The organism is Sphingosinicella microcystinivorans (genome assembly GCF_003634215.1).
In the GTDB taxonomy this organism is placed as follows: Bacteria; Pseudomonadota; Alphaproteobacteria; order Sphingomonadales; family Sphingomonadaceae; genus Sphingosinicella; species Sphingosinicella microcystinivorans.
In genome coordinates this window covers 874,966-896,286 of the sequence record NZ_RBWX01000007.1, presented here as the reverse complement: position 1 = coordinate 896,286, position 21,321 = coordinate 874,966, and the positions used below count along the sequence as shown (strand labels likewise).

General features: G+C 63.9%; 19 protein-coding genes and 2 tRNA genes. 11 read left to right on the top strand and 10 right to left on the bottom strand.

Annotated features, from left to right (window positions below; all coding sequences use genetic code 11):
• Positions 1-66: 66 nt before the first annotated feature.
• From rtcR to DFR51_RS04480, 3 genes are all read left to right on the top strand, one after another.
• Entirely contained in the window at positions 67-1,662 is a 1,596-nt protein-coding gene (gene rtcR / locus DFR51_RS04490) for an RNA repair transcriptional activator RtcR (protein WP_121047802.1), read from the top strand.
• Positions 1,663-2,094: 432 nt separating this feature from the next.
• Positions 2,095-2,613 carry a DUF5946 family protein gene (locus DFR51_RS04485; RefSeq protein WP_126494688.1) on the top strand — a complete coding sequence of 173 codons (519 nt, stop codon included), beginning with the start codon at positions 2,095-2,097 and terminating at the stop codon, positions 2,611-2,613.
• A 426-nt stretch (positions 2,614-3,039) separates the two neighbouring features.
• Positions 3,040-3,231: a DUF736 family protein gene (locus DFR51_RS04480; protein ID WP_121049777.1), complete on the top strand. Its 192-nt coding sequence runs from the start codon at positions 3,040-3,042 to the stop codon at positions 3,229-3,231.
• Here DFR51_RS04480 and DFR51_RS04475 read toward each other — a convergent pair.
• The 7 genes from DFR51_RS04475 to DFR51_RS04445 form a co-directional block, all read right to left on the bottom strand.
• A tRNA-Glu gene (locus DFR51_RS04475) sits at positions 3,191-3,266 on the bottom strand. The genes DFR51_RS04480 and DFR51_RS04475 overlap by 41 nt on opposite strands.
• Before the next feature lie 63 nt (positions 3,267-3,329).
• Positions 3,330-4,910 carry an alkyl hydroperoxide reductase subunit F gene (gene ahpF, locus DFR51_RS04470; protein WP_121047800.1) on the bottom strand — a complete coding sequence of 527 codons (1,581 nt, stop codon included), beginning with the start codon at positions 4,908-4,910 and terminating at the stop codon, positions 3,330-3,332.
• Between the two features lie 95 nt (positions 4,911-5,005).
• On the bottom strand, positions 5,006-5,569 hold the full coding sequence (gene ahpC, locus DFR51_RS04465; RefSeq protein ID WP_121047799.1) for an alkyl hydroperoxide reductase subunit C: 564 nt from the start codon (positions 5,567-5,569) through the stop codon (positions 5,006-5,008).
• Positions 5,570-5,672: 103 nt separating this feature from the next.
• A complete protein-coding gene (gene recJ / locus DFR51_RS04460) occupies positions 5,673-7,463 on the bottom strand; it encodes a single-stranded-DNA-specific exonuclease RecJ (protein WP_243445375.1) in 1,791 nt (596 codons plus the stop codon).
• Entirely contained in the window at positions 7,435-8,412 is a 978-nt protein-coding gene (glpX, locus tag DFR51_RS04455) for a class II fructose-bisphosphatase (RefSeq protein ID WP_121047798.1), read from the bottom strand. Before glpX ends, recJ begins: the two co-directional genes overlap by 29 nt.
• 55 nt (positions 8,413-8,467) lie before the next feature.
• Entirely contained in the window at positions 8,468-9,760 is a 1,293-nt protein-coding gene (locus DFR51_RS04450) for a homoserine dehydrogenase (RefSeq protein WP_121047797.1), read from the bottom strand.
• Between the two features lie 37 nt (positions 9,761-9,797).
• The gene (locus DFR51_RS04445) at positions 9,798-11,012 is read right to left on the bottom strand and encodes an LL-diaminopimelate aminotransferase (protein WP_121047796.1); all 1,215 of its coding nucleotides are present in this window, start codon (positions 11,010-11,012) and stop codon (positions 9,798-9,800) included.
• A gap of 130 nt (positions 11,013-11,142) precedes the next feature.
• Between DFR51_RS04445 and DFR51_RS04440 the strand changes: the two genes are divergently transcribed.
• Positions 11,143-12,915, top strand: a complete 1,773-nt coding sequence (locus DFR51_RS04440) for a PHA/PHB synthase family protein (protein ID WP_121047795.1) — start codon at positions 11,143-11,145, stop codon at positions 12,913-12,915.
• Positions 12,916-12,945: 30 nt separating this feature from the next.
• The gene (locus tag DFR51_RS04435; RefSeq protein WP_121047794.1) at positions 12,946-13,932 is read left to right on the top strand and encodes an SEC-C metal-binding domain-containing protein; all 987 of its coding nucleotides are present in this window, start codon (positions 12,946-12,948) and stop codon (positions 13,930-13,932) included.
• A gap of 255 nt (positions 13,933-14,187) precedes the next feature.
• On the opposite strand, the gene DFR51_RS04430 is transcribed toward DFR51_RS04435, so the two are convergent.
• Complete coding sequence (locus DFR51_RS04430; RefSeq protein WP_121047793.1) at positions 14,188-14,784, bottom strand: GcrA family cell cycle regulator; 597 nt, start codon at positions 14,782-14,784, stop codon at positions 14,188-14,190.
• Positions 14,785-14,862: 78 nt separating this feature from the next.
• Between DFR51_RS04430 and DFR51_RS04425 the strand changes: the two genes are divergently transcribed.
• The 4 genes from DFR51_RS04425 to DFR51_RS04410 all read left to right on the top strand — a co-directional run bounded on the left by DFR51_RS04425 (position 14,863) and on the right by DFR51_RS04410 (position 18,161).
• On the top strand, positions 14,863-15,729 hold the full coding sequence (locus DFR51_RS04425; RefSeq protein WP_121047792.1) for an ABC transporter permease: 867 nt from the start codon (positions 14,863-14,865) through the stop codon (positions 15,727-15,729).
• Positions 15,730-15,853: 124 nt separating this feature from the next.
• Positions 15,854-16,783, top strand: coding sequence for an ornithine carbamoyltransferase (gene argF, locus DFR51_RS04420; RefSeq protein ID WP_121047791.1), 930 nt, complete (start codon positions 15,854-15,856; stop codon positions 16,781-16,783).
• A complete protein-coding gene (locus DFR51_RS04415; protein ID WP_243445374.1) occupies positions 16,762-17,688 on the top strand; it encodes an Hsp33 family molecular chaperone HslO in 927 nt (308 codons plus the stop codon). Before argF ends, DFR51_RS04415 begins: the two co-directional genes overlap by 22 nt.
• Before the next feature lie 86 nt (positions 17,689-17,774).
• On the top strand, positions 17,775-18,161 hold the full coding sequence (locus tag DFR51_RS04410) for a hypothetical protein (protein WP_121047790.1): 387 nt from the start codon (positions 17,775-17,777) through the stop codon (positions 18,159-18,161).
• A gap of 1 nt (position 18,162) precedes the next feature.
• Here the strand turns inward: DFR51_RS04410 and apaG are convergent, their stop codons facing one another.
• Both apaG and metZ read right to left on the bottom strand, forming a co-directional pair.
• Complete coding sequence (gene apaG / locus DFR51_RS04405; RefSeq protein WP_121047789.1) at positions 18,163-18,570, bottom strand: Co2+/Mg2+ efflux protein ApaG; 408 nt, start codon at positions 18,568-18,570, stop codon at positions 18,163-18,165.
• Entirely contained in the window at positions 18,567-19,775 is a 1,209-nt protein-coding gene (gene metZ, locus DFR51_RS04400; RefSeq protein ID WP_121049768.1) for an O-succinylhomoserine sulfhydrylase, read from the bottom strand. The genes apaG and metZ overlap by 4 nt, the downstream gene beginning before the upstream one ends.
• Before the next feature lie 78 nt (positions 19,776-19,853).
• On the opposite strand from metZ, the gene DFR51_RS04395 reads away from it, so the two are divergent.
• A tRNA-Gly gene (locus tag DFR51_RS04395) sits at positions 19,854-19,927 on the top strand.
• Between the two features lie 47 nt (positions 19,928-19,974).
• Positions 19,975-21,297 carry a dicarboxylate/amino acid:cation symporter gene (locus DFR51_RS04390; RefSeq protein ID WP_121047788.1) on the top strand — a complete coding sequence of 441 codons (1,323 nt, stop codon included), beginning with the start codon at positions 19,975-19,977 and terminating at the stop codon, positions 21,295-21,297.
• Positions 21,298-21,321: the final 24 nt, after the last annotated feature.

Here is a 21,321-nt window from a genome sequence, read left to right as displayed (position 1 = left end):
ATATCTCGCTGGACGACGATTAAATTCTTTATCGCAACAGATACGATTTTATCCTACAATATAAAAATGAAACCCCTCACCGTCATTGGATTCATTGGCTCTACACTCGATGCGAGCAAATTCGGGCCATCACGCTGGAACAAGTGGCGGCCGACGGTCGCGCTCACGATGCATGAGGATTTGCGGATCGATCGATTGGTGCTGCTCCACAGCACAGCCCACCGGCGCCTAGCTGAATATGTCGCCGAAGACATCGCTTCGGTCTCGCCCGAGACCCAGGTCGACATGCGAGTCCTTGATTTCCGCGACGCTTGGGACTTCGAGGAGGTCTATGGAAAGCTGCTCGACTTCGCGCGCGCCGAGCCGTTCGATCCGGACGAGCAGGATTATCTCCTCCACATCACCACTGGCACGCACGTCGCGCAAATATGCCTCTTCCTGCTGACCGAGGCGCGCTATTTGCCGGGGCGCCTGCTCCAGACCCAGCCGGCCAAACGTGCCGAGGATGGCGGGGCGCCCGGCCGCTGGAGCATCATCGACCTCGACCTGTCGCGCTATGACAGCATCGCCACCCGTTTTGCCGTTGCGAGCGCGGAGAGCACATCTTACCTCAAGTCCGGCATCGACACGCGCAATGCCGCCTTCAACCGCATGATCGATGAGATCGAGCAGGTTGCGCTGCGGTCCCGCGCGCCAGTGCTGCTGATGGGGCCGACTGGCGCGGGCAAAAGCCAGCTTGCGCGAAGAATCTACGAATTGAAAAAAGCCAAACACCAGATCGCCGGGTCATTCGTAGAGGTGAATTGTGCGACGCTGAAGGGCGACAGTGCGACGTCGGCTTTGTTCGGCCATCGCAAGGGCGCCTTCACGGGTGCCGTCGCCGATCGGCCGGGTCTGCTCCGGTCTGCCGACAAAGGCATGCTGTTCCTCGACGAGATTGGCGAACTTGGTGTCGACGAACAGGCGATGATCCTCCGTGCTATTGAAGACAAACGCTTCCTGCCTGTCGGCGCCGACAAAGAGGTCGCATCTGATTTCCAGCTCATCGCCGGCACCAATCGAGACCTGGGTGAAGCGGTAGGCGCCGGCGCCTTCCGCGACGACCTTTATGCGCGCCTGAACCTTTGGACTTTCAGTTTGCCCGGCCTTGCTGACCGGCGTGAGGATATAGCGCCCAATCTCGACTATGAACTCGACCGCTTCGCCGAACGCGAGGGAAATCAGGCGAGCTTCAACAAGGAAGCACGCCAGCGCTATCTTGCGTTCGCGACGTCAGGCGAAGCACGCTGGCCGGGGAATTTTCGTGACCTTGCGGCAAGCGTGACACGCATGTCCACGCTCAGCCCGAAAGGCCGTATTGATGTGGACTGCGTCGACAAGGAAATCGAGCGGCTGCGGCGCCTTTGGTCGGGGCAGACCGACAATCCTGCCGGCATTCTTTCCCAAGTATTGGGCGACGACAGAATTGCCAATCTCGACCTGTTCGATCGCGTGCAACTTGCCGAAACGATCCGTATATGTCGCTCCAGCCGATCGCTCTCGGAAGCGGGGCGAACCCTGTTCAACGCCTCACGAGCGCGCCGCAACAGCTCGAACGATGCCGACCGGCTAAGAAAGTATCTCGCTCGCTTTGGATTGGATTGGGCATCACTAGGTCCGTGATCGCCGACATAGCTGACGTCCAGGGACTCAGATTGGGTCGCCGAAAGCTGCCACTGGTTAAGGTGCATGCTGAAGGCAGAGATTGGGCCGATTCCAGTCTGTCTCCTTCTGGCAGAGAATCGTGCGAAGCGGTCGTTCGGCTTCCGCCCCAATCGCGGTCGTTCAGCAGACCGGCGCGGAACCCGAAAACCGGCCATTCCGTGACCCGCGAGATTCCCGTTTCTCCATGTCCCACGGACCGTTTCGGGAAAACGCAATCGGGAACAGATTTTGGGAAAACAACCTAACTCGGAGACATTCCGAGCCCGATCTTGCCTTGGCCGTCCCGTCACAGGTTCCCAATCGGGAAAGCTGATCCTTCGCCACTCTGGTGGCGTTGATTGCGGCGCGCCGTGGCAAAGGATATTCGTCGTGTCGATACGGAGACGTGATGTGGCCACAGACAGCGTTATCGAAACCTCTTTGCAGAAATGCTTTGGCTGTGGAGGCCTATTTCCCGAAATGTCAGGCACGACGCATAAATATATGCTGTCCACCGCAGGTTGCTGGTCCTCATACGGCGATCTGCTGGCGCGGGAATATGAAAATCCGGTGCTTTTCGGGGCCGTTCATAGACTTACTGTTGACGCTTATGCGCTACAGCATCCGGGCGATACCAACGACCGTCGAGCTGTCCAGTCGGTGTGGGTGCATTATGCGGCCCTCCAATTAGCTTTCGAGCATAAACGTCCGCTCGCGGATATCCCGCCCGTCATGCAGAAGTTAGCGGGGGGTAGCTTCCCGCCCTTGCCGACGATCCCCGGGCGATTTGCGGTTACTCACGCCGACGTGATCGCTCGGCCAATCGACAACCATTCCGCTTTGGTGCGTGATTGGGCGCATTGCGCTTATGACGCTTGGAGCCATCTAAATCAGCCAACCAAGGAGCTTCTCAATCAGATAGGGCTCTGATCGCACTACGGTCGCGACTTTCCCGATATTCGATCGTTTTTTGGGACGGCAGCTATCTCAATCTGTCTTCCATAACCCGCCATTCCGGTTCCCACCCACTTCCTGCCGACCGTGCGATCGCTTGGCAATGTCGGCTTTCGGGACGAAGTTCGAGACGGTCGAATGGCTGATTATGGGGCGCTTTGCTGACACTGGTGTCGATCACTTGGAACGGCAGCTTATGCCTCTTCGCGTTCCGTAAGCCGCCTTTCCGGATCGTCCCAAACAGCCGACATTACCCGCGAAGGAATAAATCGGAAAATTCTATCCCCGTCTCCGGTCCTCCGCGTTCGCTGCGGCCTTACAGGTCCGGCAAGGGCGCTGACGCCGTTCCTCAGGCTGGCCATCGCCCGCGAATGGTCGCCGTCGAGACACAGGAGAGAAATTATGTCTGCAATCGGCTACGTCACCCGCGAAGGCGACAGCTTCAAGGGCCAGCTTCGCACCCTCACGATCCGCGCCGCGATCGAGATCACGCCCAACCCGTCCAAGGCCAACGACAGCCATCCCGACTACCGGGTGTCGTCCGAAGGCTTCGTGGTGACCCCAACGGGACTCGAACCCGTGTTTTCGCCGTGAAAGGGCGACGTCCTAGACCGCTAGACGATGGGGCCAGCGCCGGTTGAGGCGCCTCCACTAATGGGGACGCCCCGGTCGGTCAAGCAGCATATGAAGCTTTACGCTGCCTGCGTTTCTTCCGCAGGCACGGTGCGGATCAGATAGTCGAATGCGGAAAGCGCTGCCTTCGACCCCTCGCCCATTGCGATCACGATCTGCTTGTAGGGCACGGTGGTGCAATCGCCGGCCGCAAGTATGCCCGGCTGGCTCGTTTCGCCGCGGTGATCGACCTCGATCTCGCCGCGCGGAGAGAGCGCAACCGCGTCCTTCAGCCACTCCGTGTTGGGCACGAGGCCGATCTGCACGAAAATGCCTTCCAGCTCGATCTGGTGCAGATCGTCGCTATTCCGGTCCTTGTAGGTGAGCGCCGTCACCTTTTCGCCGTCGCCCAGCACTTCGGTGGTCAGAGCGGACGTGATGACCTTCACGTTCGGCAGGCTGGCGAGCTTGCGCTGCAACACCGCGTCCGCGCGGAGCTGGCTGTCGAACTCGATCAGCGTGACATGCGCGACGATCCCCGCGAGGTCGATCGCAGCTTCCACGCCCGAGTTGCCGCCGCCGATCACCGCGACGCGCTTGCCCTTGAACAGCGGCCCGTCGCAGTGCGGGCAATAGGCCACGCCCTTGTTGCGATAGTCGTTCTCGCCCGGCACGTTCATCTGCCGCCAGCGCGCACCGGTGGCGAGCACAACCGTTCGCGCTTTCAGCGATGCGCCGTTCTCCAGCCGGACTTCGTGCAGCCCGCCCGCCGCGCGTGCCGGGATCAGCTTTTCGGCCTTCTGAAGGTTCATGATGTCGACGTCATAGTCCTTCACGTGCTGCTCAAGCTGAGCCGCGAGCTTGGGGCCTTCGGTGTGCTGCACGGAAATGAAGTTCTCGATGCCCATTGTGTCGAGCACCTGTCCGCCGAAACGCTCGGCCGCCACACCCACACGGATGCCCTTGCGCGCGGCATAGATCGCCGCCGCCGCACCGCCGGGGCCGCCGCCGACGACGAGCACGTCGAACGGCGCCTTGCCGTTGATCTTCTCCGCCGCGCGCGCCTGCGCGCCCGTGTCGATCTTCGCGACGATCTGCTCCAGCTCCATGCGGCCCGAAGCGAACGGCTCGCCGTTCAGGAACACCGTCGGCACCGCCATCACCTTGCGCTCGTCGACCTCGTCCTTGAAGAGCGCGCCATCTATCGCGGTGTGTTTGATGCGGGGATTGAGCACCGCCATCAGGTTCAGCGCTTGCACCACGTCCGGGCAATTCTGGCACGACAGCGAGAAATAGGTTTCGAACACGAAGTCGCCGTCCAGCGCCTTCACCTGTTCGATCACGTCCTGCGCGGCCTTCGACGGATGTCCGCCGACCTGCAGCAGCGCGAGCACAAGCGAGGTGAACTCGTGGCCCATGGGGAGGCCTGCGAAGCGCACGCCGATATCTGTGCCGACACGGCGGATCATGAAGCTGGGCCGCCGCTTGTCGTCATCCTTGCGAGCGACGCTTACCTTTTCCGAAAGCGCTGCGATTTCTTCGAGGAGCGTGTTCATCTCCGCGGATTTCGCACTGTCATTCAGCGACGCCACCAGCTCGATCGGCTGCGTGATGTTCTGCAGATAGGCTTTCAGCTGCTGTTTCAGGTTGTCGTCCAACATGGATACGCTCCGGAAAATTCAGTTTTTTGGCCGCGAGCCCCCGGGGAGGCGGCGCAAACCGCCGCCCCGGGAAACCCCTGCGACCCAGGGGGTCCTTAGATCTTGCCGACGAGGTCCAGCGAAGGAGCAAGCGTCTTCTCGCCCTCTTCCCACTTCGCCGGGCACACTTCACCCGGATGGCTCACCCAGTACTGAAGCGCCTTGATCTTGCGCAAAAGCTCGGCTGCGTTGCGGCCCACGCCTTCCGGCGTGATCTCGACGAGCTGGATCACGCCCTCGGGATCGACAACGAACGTGCCGCGATCGGCAAGGCCGACGCCCGCGCGCAGGATCTCGAAGTTGTTCGAGATGTCGTGGTTCTGGTCGCCCAGCATGTAGTAGTTGATCTTGCCGATCGCGGGCGACGTGTCGTGCCACGCCTTGTGGCAGAAGTGCGTGTCGGTGGAGACGGAATACACTTCGACGCCGATGCTCTGCAGCGTCGGGTAGATGTCGGCGAGGTCTTCAAGCTCGGTCGGGCACACGAAGGTGAAGTCGGCCGGGTAGAAGAAGAAGATCGACCATTTTCCCTTCACATCCGCTTCCGTCACTTCGACGAACTTGCCCTGCTTGAAGGCCTGCGCTTTGAACGGCTTGATCGGGGTATTTACGAGGGACATGTACGCTCCATTGCTGTGGGTTACTGGGGGATGGCGACCCTTTAGCAACGCACGGAGCAAAGGCGAAATTACTTTTTTGAGACAGACAGATTGATTTTATCGATCAGTCGGCCCACGCGGCATCGTCGAGATGCAGCTCCGCGCGCGGCGTCGAGCCCCAATCGTCCTGGCTGACACGCCCCGACACCCAGAGCCTGCGTCCGCCGGCCTGCATCAGCGCCGCGCCAAGCGGTGTATCGACGCTGCGGAATGCCACCGCTTTCACGCGCGCGCCGTCGGCGCCCGCCAGAATCACCCTCACGTGTCCGGTGCCGACGATGTCGGCCTTCACAACCGAAACCGGCCCAGCCGCGACCCGGGGCCCCGGCCAACCTGCTCCATAGGGTCCCGCGGCTTCCAGGGCCTCGGCGAGCGACACCGTAACCCCCGCCGGCGCCAGCGCGAGGTCGAAGGAGAGCGCATCGACAGCGCGTGCGCGCGCCACATCTCCTTCCAGTCGCTCGCAGAGGAAACGCGCGAGGTCGTCGACACGCTCGCGCGCCACCGTGACACCCGCCGCCATGGCGTGGCCGCCGCCCGCGCTGATGAGCCCCGCGTCGCGCGCCGCCAGCACCGCCGCGCCGAGATCGACACCGGGGATCGAGCGGCCCGAACCTTTGCCGGTGCCCGCCTCGTCGATGCCGATCACGAGCGCGGGCACACCGAAGCGGTCCTTGAGGCGGCTGGCAGCGATGCCGATGACTCCGGGATGCCACCCGTCACCCGCGATCACCGCAATCGGCGCGTTGCCCGCGCGCTCGCACGCCGCGATTGCAGCTTCCGTCACCATCGCCTCGATGGCGCGGCGTTCGTCGTTAAGCCGGTTGAGCTCATCCGCGAGGGCAGTGAGTTCGCCTCCCTCCCCGGTCAGCAGCCGCACGCCGAGATCCGCCTGCCCCACGCGGCCACCGGCATTGATGCGCGGTCCGAGCGCGAAGCCGAGGTCGGACGCACGCGGCGCGCGTTCCAGCCGCGCTGCGGTGGCAAGCGCGGCAAGGCCCGCGTTGCGCCGCGTCGCCATCACCTTGAGGCCTTGCGAGACATAAGCGCGGTTGAGGCCCGTAAGCGGCACAACGTCCGCTACCGTGCCAAGCGCGACGAGATCGAGCAGTTCGGTGAGCTTCGGCTCAGGACGGTCCGCGAACCAGCCCCGCCGTCGGAGTTCACGGTTCACCGCGACGGCGACGAGGAATGCCATGCCGACCGCCGCGAGATGCCCGAACGCGGCACCTTCGTCTTCATCGATGCGGTTGGGGTTCACGATGGCGACGGCGGGCGGCAGCAGTGTCGAAGCCTTGTGGTGATCGACGACGATCACGTCGAGCCCCGCATTCTTCGCCGCCTCCAGCGCTTCGAAGCCCTGTGTGCCGCAATCGACGCACACGACAAGCTCCGCGCCCGCACGCTTCAGCGCCACCAGCGCCTCCGCCGAGGGGCCGTAGCCTTCGAGCAGCCGGTCCGGGATGTAATGCGAAACCGTGCCGCCGACGGCGCGCAGGAAGCGGATCAGCACGGCAGCGCTCGTCGCCCCGTCGACGTCATAGTCGCCGAAGATCACCACGGCCTCACCGCGCGTCACCGCGTCCGCCATGCGCGACGCAGCCGTGTCCATGTCGCGGAAGATGGAAGGGTCGGGCAGCAGATCGCGGATGGTCGGCTGCGCGAGGGCGGCGATGTCCTCAACCCGCACGCCGCGCGCCGTGAACAGGCGCGCGGTCACGTCACTGATGCCGAGCCTCAGCGCGTCGGCGGCATCACCCGGCGGGCCGCCCCGCCAGCGCCACTGCCGCCCGGAGACCGAGCGGCTGACGCCGAAGACAAAGGCGTCAGGCGTCGGAACGGCGATGCTCGCCACGCACCCACCTGACCGTGCCCGAAGACGCGCGCATCACGACCGATTCCGTCGTCACCAGCCCGCCCTTGAGGCGCTTCACGCCGTCGAGCAGCGAACCGTCCGTCACGCCGGTCGCCGCGAAGATCACGTCGCCCTTGGCCATGTCCTCGGTGTCGTAGATGCGGTCGAGGTCGGTGATGCCCCACTTCGCCGCGCGCCGCCGCTCGTCGTCGTTGCGGAACACGAGCCGGCCCTGGATCTGGCCGCCGACACAGCGCAGCGCCGCCGCCGCGAGCACGCCTTCCGGCGCGCCGCCCTGGCCGAAGTAAATGTCGACAGTGGTCTCAGGGTTCGTCACCGCGATCACGCCCGCCACGTCGCCGTCCGGGATCAGCACAACGCCGCAGCCGATCGCGCGCAGTTCGGCGATCAGCTTCTCGTGGCGCGGGCGATCGAGCACGCAGGCGATGATCTCGTTGGGCTTCACGCCCTTCGCCTTGGCAAGCGCTTCGACGTTCTCGGTGACGCTCTTGTCGAGGCTGACAAGGTCCTTCGCGTAGCCCGGCCCGATCGCCAGCTTTTCCATGTAAACGTCGGGCGCATTGAGAAGGCAGCCTTCTTCGGCGATCGCGAGCACGGCAAGCGCGTTCGGCCCGGCCTTGGCGGTGATCGTCGTGCCTTCCAGCGGATCGAGCGCGATGTCGATCTTGGGACCGGTGCCGATCGCGGCGCCGACCTTTTCACCAATGTAGAGCATCGGCGCCTCGTCGCGCTCGCCCTCGCCGATCACGATCGTGCCGTCGAACGCGAGTTCATTGAGCGCATCGCGCATCGCATCGACGGCGGCGGCGTCTGCCGCCTTCTCGTCGCCGCGTCCCACGAGGTGCGAAGCTGCCATCGCGGCGCATTCCGTCACGCGCACCATTTCCAGAACGAGCACGCGGTCGAGCACGTCGCTGCGGTTCACCATCGGCCTTGAACTCCCATTGATTCGAATATGCGCTAAGGCTGGTAGCCCCCTCGCCTCAAAAGTCCAGAATATGCATCAGCATCGGCTCGCCGAGCACGCTGCTGCTCGCGCGCATCGCCTCGATGGCTTTGCGGACTGCACTTTCGTCGGTTTCGTGCGAAACGATGGCGATGAAGACACCCCCCGCATCGGCCTGACCGCGCTGGATGAGGCTATCGATTGAAACACCTGCATCGCGCAGCATTGCCGCAAGCTCTGCAAGCACGCCCGTTTCATCGGCGACCGACAGGCGCAGGTAATAGCGTCCGCGGCGGTCGCCCGCCTCGCCCGCGCCGATCGGCTCCAGATGGTGCGAAGGCATTGCGAACGCAGGCCCCGCCTCGCCGCGCGCGATGTCGATGAGGTCGGCAACGACGGCGCTTGCCGTCGGCCCCTCGCCCGCGCCGCGCCCTTCGAAGAACAGCCGCCCGACGAAGTTGCCTTCCGCGACCACGGCGTTCAGCGAACCCGTGACCTTGGAGAGCGGGTTGGTGAGCGGGACGAGGCACGGGTGCACGCGCTGGTGGATGCGGTCCCCGACCACCTCTGCGAGCCCGACGAGCCGCACGCGGAAACCAAGCTCGGCCGCGTGCGCGATGTCGGTCGCCGCCACGGCGCGGATGCCGGTGGTGCGCACGCTCGCGAAGTCGATCTCGCTGCCGAACGCAAGGCTCGCAAGAATGGCGAGCTTGTGCGCGGCGTCGATGCCGTCGATGTCGAAGGTGGGATCGGCCTCCGCATAGCCCAGCCGCTGCGCCTCGCCGAGCACGTCGGCGAACGCCGTGCCCTTCTCCTCCATCTCGGTGAGGATGTAGTTACAGGTGCCGTTGAGGATGCCGTAAACGCGGTCGATGCGGTTCGCCGCCGCGCCTTCGCGGATCGCCTTGATGATCGGGATGCCGCCCGCGACCGCCGCTTCGTATTTGAGCGCAGTTCCTGCCTTCTCGGCAGCGGCGGCGAGTTCGAGGCCGTGGTGCGCCATCATCGCCTTGTTCGCGGTGACGACACCTTTCCCCTGCGCGATCGCGCTGCGGACCAGCGCCACCGCCGGCCCGTCCGACCCGCCGATCAGTTCGACGACGACATCAACGTCGTCCCGGTCGGCAAGCGACGACGTGTCGTCGACCCATTCGAATCGGCCGAGATCGATGCCCCGGTCCCGCATCCGGTCCCGCGCGGAAACCAACACGATCTCGATCGGCCGCCCCGAACGGCGCGCGATCAGGTCGCGGTTCTCGTCCAGAAGTTTGACAACGCCGGCGCCGACCGTACCGAGCCCGGCAAGCGCGATGCGCAAGGGAGAGTTCACTGCTTAACCCCGATTCTCAAGACATTCCGACAGGCGCTTATTCGCCGATGGCCTTCTGCTGGGCCGGCGTGTTTACACCCATCGATTGAAGATAGCGTTTCACGTTGCGCGCCGCCTGGCGGATGCGCTGCTCGTTTTCCACCATCGCGATGCGCACGAAGCCCTCGCCCTCCTCGCCGTAGCCGACACCCGGCGCCACCGCGACGCCCGCGTGCGTGAGGAGCTGCTTCGAGAACTCGAGGCTGCCGAGGTGCGCGAGCGCGGGCGGCAGCGGCGCCCAGCAGAACATCGATGCGCGCGGGCTCGGAATGTCCCACCCGGCGCGGGCGAAGCTCTCCACCAGCACATCGCGGCGACGCTTGTAGAGCTCGCGGTTCTTCTCGACGATGTCCTGCGGGCCGTTGATCGCCGCGACGGCCGCCGCCTGGATCGGCGTGAAGGCGCCGTAATCGAGGTACGATTTCACGCGCGTCAGCGCAGCGATCAGCGTCTTGTTGCCGACCGCGAAGCCCATGCGCCATCCGGCCATCGAATAGGTTTTGGACATGGAGGTGAACTCCACCGCCACGTCCTTCGCGCCCGGCACCTGCAGGATGGAGGGCGTCGGCACGCCGTCGTAGTAAAGCTCCGAATAGGCGAGGTCCGAGAGGATCCACAGCCCATGCTCCTTCGCGAACGCGACGACGCGCTCGTAGAAGGCGAGGTCCACGACCTCCGCCGTGGGGTTCGAAGGATAGCCCATCACCAGCACCGAAGGCTTCGGTACGGTGAACTTCACCGCGCGCTCCAGCGCTTCGAAATAGCGCTCGTCAGGCGTCGTCGGCACGCTGCGGATCGTCGCGCCCGCAATGATGAAGCCGAAGGTGTGGATCGGGTAGCTCGGGTTCGGCGCCAGCACGACGTCGCCGGGCGCCGTGATCGCCTGCGCGAGGTTCGCGAGCCCTTCCTTGGAGCCGAGCGTCACCACGACCTCGCTCTCCGGGTCCAGCTCCACGCCAAAGCGCCGCGCGTAATAGCCCGCCTGCGCCTTCCGCAGCCCCGGAATGCCCTTCGATGCCGAATAGCCGTGCGCATCGGGTTTCCGCGCCACTTCGCACAATTTGTCGATCACGTGCTGCGGCGGCGGCAGGTCGGGGTTGCCCATGCCGAGGTCGATGATGTCCTCGCCTGCCGCACGTGCCGCTGCCCGCATCGCGTTCACTTCGGCGATCACATAGGGCGGCAGGCGCTTGATGCGGTAGAAGTCTGACATTGTCTCCTCTTCGGGTCTTTCCCGTGTATGGGCCGCTGGATCGCGGCGGCGCCGTTATAGCGACCGCCCTTGGCGCTTGGCGAGCGCTTGTTTATCGTCGGCTTCAGTTGCTGCTCCCGGGGAGATCGTCATGGTTGCCGCCGCCGACATTGAAGGTCTTGCCGAGCACGTCCAGCGCTGGACCTGGCTTGCGGGCAAGATGCAGCAGATGATGATGGAATTCCTCGCAAAAGAGGCGACGGACGGCGTCGTTCTCGGCCCCGATCCGCTCGGCCTTGTCGAGACGTGGAGCAAGATGGCGACCGCGGCGATGACCGATCCGGCTCGCCTTGCCCAGCTTCAGTCGGATTACTGGCGAGATGCGATGACACTCTGGCAGGCCTTCGCCACGCCCGGCGAGGTGCAGCCCCCGAAGCTTCCCGCCGACAAGCGCTTCAAGGGGCAGGCGTGGTCTGAAATGCCCGCCTTCGATTTCCTGAAATCGTCCTACCTCCTTGCGAGCCAATATATCCTCCAGCTCGTCGGCGGGCTCGACGGGCTTGAAGACAAAGAGCGGCAGAAGGCGATCTTCTACACGCGCCAGTTCATCGACGCGCTCTCCCCCTCCAACTACGTGCTCACCAACCCGGAGGTGCTGAAGGCCACCGTGGAGAGCAAGGGCGAGAACCTGCTGAAGGGCACGCAGCACCTACTCGACGATCTTCAGCGCGGCCGCATGACGATGACCGACGAGAAGGCGTTCGAGGTCGGCCGCAACGTCGCCGTCACCCCCGGCAAGGTCGTGTTCGAAAACCGGATGTTCCAGCTCATCCAGTATTCGCCGAGCACAGCGAACGTTTACGAAACGCCGCTCCTCATCTTCCCGCCGTGGATCAACAAGTTCTACATCCTCGATCTCACGCCGGAGAAAAGCTTCATCCGCTGGGCGGTGGCGCAGGGTCTCACCGTGTTCGTCGTGTCGTGGAAGAACGCCGACGAGAGCATCGCGGACGCGACCACCGCGACCTACATCGAAGAAGGCTTCACCACCGCGATCGATGCGGTGCTGAAGGGCCTCGGCGTCAAGTCCACGCACACCATCGGCTACTGCGTCGCGGGCACCACGCTCGCGATGACGCTCGCCTTCCTGGCAGCGCGGGGCGAGGCGGAGAAGGTGAAGACGGCGACGTTCTTCACGGCGCAGGTCGATTTTTCCGAATGCGGCGAACTCGGCGTGTTCGTGGACGAGGACCACCTGAAGGCGGTGAAGGAATTGTCGGAAAGCAAGGGCTATCTGGACGGCCGCTACATGGCGACCACGTTCAACATGCTCCGCGCGAACGACCTCATCTGGAACTACGTCGTCAACAACTACCTGCTGGGGAAGGATTATTTCCCCTTCGACCTGCTCTACTGGAACTCGGACGCGACGAACGTCCCCGCCAAATGGCACGCCGAGTATCTGGAAGGCCTCTACCGAGACAACCGCATGATCAAGCCCGGCGCCATCGTCATCGACGGCACGCCGATCGATCTCACCAAGGTAGACACGCCGGTCTATATCCAGGGCGGCAAGGAAGACCACATCGCCCCTGCCCGATCCTCCTACAAACTCACCCAGCACTTCGCCGGACCGGTTCGTTTCGTGCTCGCGGGCAGCGGCCACATCGCGGGCGTCGTCAACCCGCCCGACGCGAAGAAGTACCAGCACTGGACCAACGACACGCTCCCCGAGCGTTTCGAAGACTTCGCCGCCACCGCCACCGAACACCCCGGAAGCTGGTGGCCCGACTGGATAAAATGGCTCACCGCCCAGTCCGGCAAGGAAGTCCCCGCCCGCACCCCCGGCAAAGGCGCCAAAGGTGGTGCGCTCAAGGTGATCGAGGACGCGCCGGGGCGCTATGTGCGGGAGCGGGTTGGGTAGGGGCGCCCGCGAACATCTAAAAAGAAACTGATGCCCCTCCGGAATAACCTCTGTGCCTGTGGCAGCGGCAAGCGCCACAAACACTGCCACGGAGCAGTTGTTGAAAGTCGTGAGATCGAAAACAATGTAACAGATCAGGCCTTGATTGCTGCCCTTAAGCGCGCCGATGATGAAGGGATACGCTTAGGACAAGAGCCTTCCGCGCGTAGCTTATTAAACATTGGCAGGGCGCTTAGAGAGTTTGGATACGAAGAGTTCGTTTTGATAGGCCGAAACAAGCCATCCATCGTCGAACGTGCGCAGAAATTCAACAATATGCTCTTCGTACCGAAAGAATTAAAAATGGGCTGCATGCACCTTGGCGCGTTCCTTTTTCGTGATATGTTTTGCAGGCTTTACACTCCGGTCTCTGTTGGAGAAGTTCGAATTGATTTTTGGGAGATGCTTGATCTTTCAGATTTCCAAAAGAAGTGGTTGACAGAAAATCCAGACGATCTTGCGTGCTTTACTGATCAATCCGCTGATATTTTGGACTTCGGCTATGGCTGTTATGAATTCGGCCACCAGCGCAAAATTGATTCACGTGGTCAGGACCTCATTTGGCGTGCCCACACTCAGCTTGAAGCCGCAGCCGCTACTGCCACTTCTGCATATGACTTTCGTGGAACTATTCAGAGCGCACTCTTGGGGACTGAGCTAGCGTTAAAAGCAGGACTTGCCGCTTTTGGTGTCTCCGACGCAGAACTCAGGACGGATATCGGTCATAATCTATGCACAGCAGCAATCCGGCTCAGCAAATTTTGTCCTTTATTTGAAGTCGATCGCGTACAGCGCGTCGTTGGCACCTTCCCCCGTTTTGTTGCGAGCAGATACAATTTGCCACCTCCAAGCCGGACGGAAACGGGTCACATTCTAATGGGCGCACAATACGTAGCCTCTGAGGTAACACGTCAATTTTCCGATCGCGATTGTCGCAGGGACAATCCCGCAATGAGCAGTAGACAATATCCGAGCTGAGTCGGAACGGCCGGGACAAATCGCGCCTCAAAGTGCGCAGTTCACACTTCTGAAATAGGAAAAGCTATGCCAGCCTCGCCGCGCTCTTTGAAGCGCGTCGCCCATCGCTGGTTCGCGCGTTGAAAATGAAAAACCTCGTCCTCGGCACGCGCTTGCACGCGCTGCGGACAGCCGCTAGCGCCGCGCGTTTCGAAAAAAAACGCTCCATTGTCTCAACTTCATCAACTTCGCTCGGCTTTCGCCGCCCTCAGCGGGCTAGCGAACCCGCGGTAACGGCGGCATCGGCGCTCTGGAGGGCCGGTTGCGGTCGCGCGGGAGCTGGGCCTGATAGGCCTCGGCGCAGTGCGGGGTGCAGTAGGGGAAGCCGGGGTTCACCGGGCGGCCGCAGAACTGGAAATCGGGCTCGCCGGGGTGACCGATCGGCCACTTGCAGATCTTGTCGCTGAGATCGAGCAGCGTCACCTTCTCGCCGGGCGCACGCGGCTTCACCGGCGCGGCGGGCATCGCGGTGCGCACGGGGATCGCCGGCTTCGGTGCGGCTGCGGGCGCCGCCGTCGGCGTCGCCTTGGCTTCGGGGGCCGGACGCGGCTGCGAGGCCGCGGCTTCCGGCGCGGCGGCTTCGGGCTTCGGCTTGGGCGCCGCGGGCGCGGCGGCCTTCTTCGCGGTCTCGCGCGGTGTGCCGTCGCTATCGCCCTTCACGGGAGACGGGCGCGCCTTCAGGCCCAGCCGGTGTGCCTTGCCGATCACCGCGTTGCGGCTCACGCTGCCGAGCTTGTCGGCGATCTGGCTCGCGGTCAGCCCCTTTTCCCAGAGGCTCCTCAGCGTCTCGATCCGTTCGTCCGTCCAGGACATCGCGTTCCCACTTCCAATCTTCAAACAAAAGAGCCGACCGGCTTGCGGGGCATGGCCACAGCCACTACTCCCACGCAGATGCACGATCAGCTTGCAAAGCCTTCCGTAGCGAAACCGGCCGCGCCGGTCCACAGCGAACCCGCCCACAGCGAACCCGGCGTGCCGATCATCGGCCGCATCAACTGGCCGGGCCTTCGGACCCTCTATGTGAAGGAGGTGAGGCGGTTCTTCAAGGTGCAGTTGCAAACCGTGTGGGCGCCCGCGATCACCACGCTCCTGTTCCTCGCCATTTTCACCGTGGCGCTCGGGCGCGGCAACCTCACGGTGCTCGGCGTGCCGTTCAACAGCTTCCTCGCGCCGGGCCTTATCGTGATGGCGATGATGCAGAACAGCTTCGCCAACACCTCGTCCTCGATTCTCATCGGCAAGGTCCAGGGCACGATCGTGGACATATTGATGCCGCCCCTGTCGCCGGGGGAGCTTTTGGTCTCGTTCGTCGCGGGCGCCGTGACGCGGGCGTGGCTCGTTGGTCTTGCCGTATGGGGCGCGATGGTGCTGTGGCCGGGCGTTTCGGTGGCGATCCACAACCCACTCGCCGTCGTGTTCTACGGCACGATGGGCGCGGTGATGCTGGGGCTGCTCGGGGTCATCACCGGGCTGTGGGCGGACAAGTTCGATCATGCCGCCGCCGTCACCAACTTCGTCGTGCAGCCGCTGTCGCTGCTTTCGGGCACCTTCTACTCGATCGACCGGCTGGCGGGCGTGTGGAACACGGCGAGCCACTTCAACCCGTTCTTCTACGTGATCGACGGCTTCCGTTCCGGCTTCATCGGCATCCACGACGGCCCGGTCATCGGCGGCGCGATCGCCCTCGCCCTCATCAACACGGCGCTGTGGACGCTCTGCTACTGGGCGCTTCGTACTGGCTGGCGCACCCGCCAGTAACATTGACTTGGCGGCGTGCGTGCGTCATGGAGGCGCACGAGTCCGAAGGGCGGTCAGATTGGCCGCCTTTTTCCGTTTCGAAGGCCGGTTTCAGGGCCATTCACGAACGAGGTTTTGAAGGGCGATGCGGCATTTTCTCGATCTCGAAAGCACGGGCGCTGAAACCCTGCGGCTGATCCTCGACGAGGCGAAGCGTCGCAAGCAGGCCCGCGCCGGCCGGCCGAAAGGCGCGGTCGACGACGACGCCCCGCTCGCCGGGCACATGCTCGCCGCGATCTTCGAGAAGTCGTCCACGCGCACGCGCGTCTCCTTCGACATGGCGATGCGTCAGCTCGGCGGCTCGGCGATGGTCCTGTCCTCGGCGGACATGCAGCTTGGCCGTGGCGAGACGATCGAGGACACCGCGCGCGTTCTCTCGCGCTTCGTCGACGTCATTTCGCTGCGTACCAACGGCCACGACAAGGTGGAAGCGCTCGCCGCGGCCAGCGGCGTGCCGGTGATCAACATGCTGACGGACAGCGGCCACCCCTGCCAGATCGTCGCCGATCTGATGACCGTGGAGGAGCGCCTCGGCCGCAGTGTCACGGACACGGTGTGGACGTGGCTCGGCGATGGCAACAACGTCTGCTACTCGCTGATCGAGGCCGCGGGTCTGCTCGGCTTCGAGATGCGCCTTTCAGTACCCGCCGCCTACGACCCGGACGACGCCGTCGTCGCCCGCGCCGAAGCACGCGGCGCGCGGATCGTCGTGGAGCGCAATCCCGAAGCGGCTGTGGCCGGGGCCGATGTCGTCGTGACAGACACGTGGGTCTCGATGGGCCAGTCCGGCGAGGCGCAGCGCATGGTTGCGATGGGGCCGTATCAGGTGACCGAAGCGCTGATGGCGAAGGCGAAGCCTTCGGCACTCTTCCTGCACTGCCTTCCCGCTCACCGCGGCGAGGAGGTCGTCGACACCGTCATGGACGGCCCCCAGTCGGCCGTGTGGGACGAAGCCGAAAACCGCGTACATGCACAGAAAGCGATCCTGCTCTGGTGTCTGAACAAACTCGGCTGAACGGCAACGGCGCCGCAGGCGCGCCGCAAACAGGGCGCGTGCTGCCGTTCACGATCCCGGCGCGCAGCGCACGTGGGCGCGTCGCGCGGCTTGGCCCGGCGCTCGCCGCGATCCTTGGCGCGCACGACTATCCGGCCCCGCTCTGCCAGCTTCTCGGTGAGGCGTTGATTCTCACCGTGCTCATCGGCACCACGGTCCAGAAGGGCGAAGGGCAAACAACCGTACAGGTACAGTCGAAGGGCGGCCCGATCGACCTTCTCGTCTGCGACTACCGCGCCGGTGAAATCCGCGGCTATCTGCGCTTCGACGCTGAGCGGCTCGGCGAGATCGTGCCCGGCGCGCTACTCCCGGACCTGTTCGGCACAGGCTATCTCGCGATCACCATTGATCAGGGCGCCGCCGATGAACGTTATCAGGGCATCGTGCCGCTGGAAGGCGACACGCTGTGTCACGCGGCCGAGCGCTATTTCACCGACTCGGAGCAGGTGCCGACACTCGTGCGCGGCGCAGTGCGACAGACGGAGGACGGCGCGTGGGAGGCCGGCGGGCTTCTGGTCCAGCACCTCCCGCACGGCGAAACGGGCGGCCCGCGCCTTACGGCGCGCACCGACACGCATGACTGGGAGCATGTGCTCGCCCTCGCCTCCACGATCACCGAAATGGAGCTGACCGACAGCCATTTGAGCGAGGAGGCCCTGCTCTGGCGGCTGTTCAATGAGGACGAGGTCCGCGTCTCGCCGTCCATTGCCCTCACCCGCGGTTGTCGCTGCACCGTGCAGCACTTCCGCGAGGTGCTCGGCCGCTTCCCGGCCGAAGAACTCGCCGAAATGCGCGGGCCCGAAGGTACGATCGATGTAAACTGCGAGTTCTGCTCGCGTCTGTTCCCAATTGATATGGGGGATTAACGTCCCGGATATGCCTTATTCATCTGTCATCGTTATAGTGTGACTATCTTCGGACAGCCGGAGATTTGACAGGGAGTGAAGCGCTCATGCGCCGTAGTCTGGTTCTTGCTGGTGGTGCCCTTGTTGCGGCAACAGCTGCGTTTGCGCAGCCGGTGACGCTATCGCTGTTCGGCGGCGGTGATTTCCAGCCGGGCTCGTACAGCGTTTCGGGCGGCGCCAATCGCTGTATCATTTCGCCCGAATCGCTGATGCACGTCGGCCTCGAAGCCGCGGACGGCAAAAGCTGTGTCCACACCATCGTCGAGGATACCGCGGAACGCGCCACGGTGGCCTACAGCTGCCGCGGCCTCGGCAGCGGGCGCACGACCATCGTGAAGGACAATCGCAACCACTTCACGATCGACGCACAGGGCATTCGCGGCCGCGAGCCGTTCGCAGTGCGTCAGGAATTCAAGCGCGTCGGCGACTGCTGAGTCAGTGAGCGGCGCCGGCCGCTGCAGGACTCGTCAGCAGAAACAGCGGGATCGCAACGTCGAAGCCCTGCCCCTTTTCATCCAGCATCTGGAACGAACCCGCCATCGTGCCCATCGGCGTTTCGAGCGGACAGGCTGAGACATAGTCGTAGGCCTCGCCCGGCGCGATCACCGGCTGCGCCCCTACGACGCCCGCGCCGCGCACCTCATGCACGTTTCCCGTCCCGTCTGTGATGATCCAGTGCCGGCTGATGAGTTGCACCGGCGCATCGCGCCCGTTCTCAATCCGTATGTGGTAGGTCCACACATAGTGGTCCCGCTCCGGCAGCGAGCGCTCCGGCAGGTAGGACGGGTTGGCGCGCACGGTGACACCGGCGGTCGTGGCAGAGGCTGCGAAGAACTCCTTCACAACCCCACCGCCGAGAGCGCCCGGTCGAGATCGTCGATGACGTCGGCGGGGTCTTCGAGCCCCACGGAGAGGCGCAGCATCGACTCCGTGACGCCCATCTCCTCACGCACCTTCTCGTCGAGCCCTGCGTGGGTCGTCGAGGCCGGGTGCGTCATCAGCGTGCGGGAGTCTCCGATGTTGTTCGAGATATCGACGAGGCTGAGCGCGTCCAAGAGCCCGTGCGCCTGTTTGCGCCCGTCTGTAACAAACAGGCTCATGATCGTGCCGCCGCCCGACATCTGCGCCATCGCGAGGTTGTGCTGGGGGTGTGAAGGCAGCGCGGGATAAAGCAGGCGCGGCACGCGCGCATCGAGGAAGCGGGCGACTGCGAGCGCATTCTCGCACTGCTTGGCCATCCGGAGTTCGAGCGTTTCCAGGCCTTTCAGCACCACCCATGCATTGAACGCGGAGAGTGTCGGCCCCGTATTGCGGGTGAAGGCGAGCAGTTCGCCCTCGATGAAGTCTTCCGAGCCGAGCACGGCGCCCGCGAGCACGCGGCCCTGCCCATCAAGCATCTTCGTTGCCGAATAGGCTACGATATCCGCGCCGCACTCGAGCGGACGCTGGAGGACGGGCGTTGCAAAGGCGTTGTCCACGACCACCACTGCACCCGCGTCGTGCGCGATGTCGGAGATGGCGCGGATGTCGCAGATGTCGAGCGTCGGGTTCGCGGGCGTTTCCATGAAGAACAGCTTGGTGTTCGGCCGTACCGCCGCCTTCCAGTCGTCGACCTCGCGCCCGTCGACAACCGTGGTTTCGACACCGAACTTGGGGAGCAGCGAATCGACGAGCCAGCGGCAGGAGCCGAACAGCGCGCGGCCCGCGACGACATGATCGCCGGCGCGCAGCTGCGAGAGCAGCGCCGCCGTCATCGCCGCCATGCCGCTCGCCATCGCGCGGCATGCCTCGGCCCCCTCGATGAGCCGCAGCCGTTCCTCGAACATCGCGACGGTCGGGTTCTGCAGGCGCGAGTAGGTCATGCCCTTCTCGTCGCCGCGGAAGCGCGCGGCCACCGTTTCGGCGTCGTCGTAGCAATAGCCGGACGTCAGGAAGATCGCCTCCGAGGTCTCGCCGAACTCGCTGCGCATCGTGCCGCCGCGCACGGCGCGCGTGGCCGGACGCCAGCCTTTGGTTTCTTCCCTGTTCGCTCCGCTCATCCGTTTCATGGCGCGTGCATCGCAGCCGCGCGCGTCCGCGTCAACGCCTCTTGACCAGCGAAGGCGCGCCATTCAAATGGGCGGCGTGCGGGTGTAGCTCAATGGTAGAGCAGAAGCTTCCCAAGCTTACGACGAGGGTTCGATTCCCTTCACCCGCTCCATCCGGAGAACGCCCTTGATCCAGCCGCAATCGGTTCCGACTCCGGCAATGCGGCGGCCGTTTTACGCGCACCTCTATTTCCAGGTCCTGCTCGCCATCGCGCTCGGCGGGACGATCGGTCATATCTGGCCGGAATTCGGCGAGAGCCTGAAGCCGCTCGGCGACGCCTTCATCAAACTGGTGAAGATGATCATCGGCCCGGTGATCTTCCTCACCATCGTCACCGGCATCGCAGGGATGCGCGACCTTGGGCGGGTCGGACGGGTGGCGGCGAAGGCCTTCATCTACTTCCTTGTCTTCTCGACGCTCGCCCTCATCGTAGGCCTTATCGTTGCCAACGTCATCCAGCCGGGGCGTGGGCTCAACATCGACCCCGCCACGCTCGACGGCGGCGCCGTTGCCCAATATTCGAAGGCAGCACACGACAACAGCATCGTCGGCTTCCTGATGCACATCATTCCGAACACGCTCATCAGTGGCTTCGTGGATGGCGACATCCTTCAGGTCCTGTTCGTCTCCATTCTTTTTGGCATCGCGCTTACACTTGTCGGTGATACCGGCGCGCCGGTCGTCAACTTTCTGGAAGCACTCGGTGCCGCGGTGTTCCGGCTCGTCGGCATTCTGATGAGAGCAGCGCCGATCGGGGCGTTCGGCGCCTTCGCCTTCACGATCGGCGCATACGGTATCGGCACGGTGGCGAACCTCGCCGCCCTGATCGGGACCTTCTATCTCACCTCCCTGCTTTTCGTGCTCGGCGTCCTTGGACTGGTCGGGGTCGCGAACGGCTTCTCGATCCTGAAGCTGATCCGCTACCTCAAGGAAGAACTGCTGCTCGTCCTCGGAACATCGAGCTCGGAAGCCGCTCTCCCTAGCCTGATCGCAAAGATGGAGCGCGCGGGCGCTTCCAAATCCGTTGTCGGACTCGTCGTGCCGACGGGATATTCGTTCAACCTCGACGGCACCAACATCTACATGACGATGGCGGCGCTGTTTATCGCGCAGGCGCTGAATATCGATCTCAGCCTTGAAGAGCAGATCCTCCTCCTCCTCGTCGCAATGCTGAGTTCGAAGGGCGCAGCGGGCATCACCGGCGCCGGCTTCATCACGCTGGCGGCCACGCTTTCGGTGGTGCCGAGCGTCCCCGTCGCGGGCATGGCGCTTATCCTCGGCATCGACCGCTTCATGAGCGAATGCCGCGCGCTCACCAACTTTGTTGGGAATGCGGTTGCGACAATCGTCGTCGCGCGCTGGGAAGGCGAACTCGATCGTGAAGCGCTGAACGCTGCGCTCGCGGGGCCATCGCTTCCGATTGCGGCCAAGCCCGATCCCGCCGCGGGTCCTGGCGACGACACCGCGGTCACCGAAGACTGATTCGGACCCGCGCGCACCTGCCCA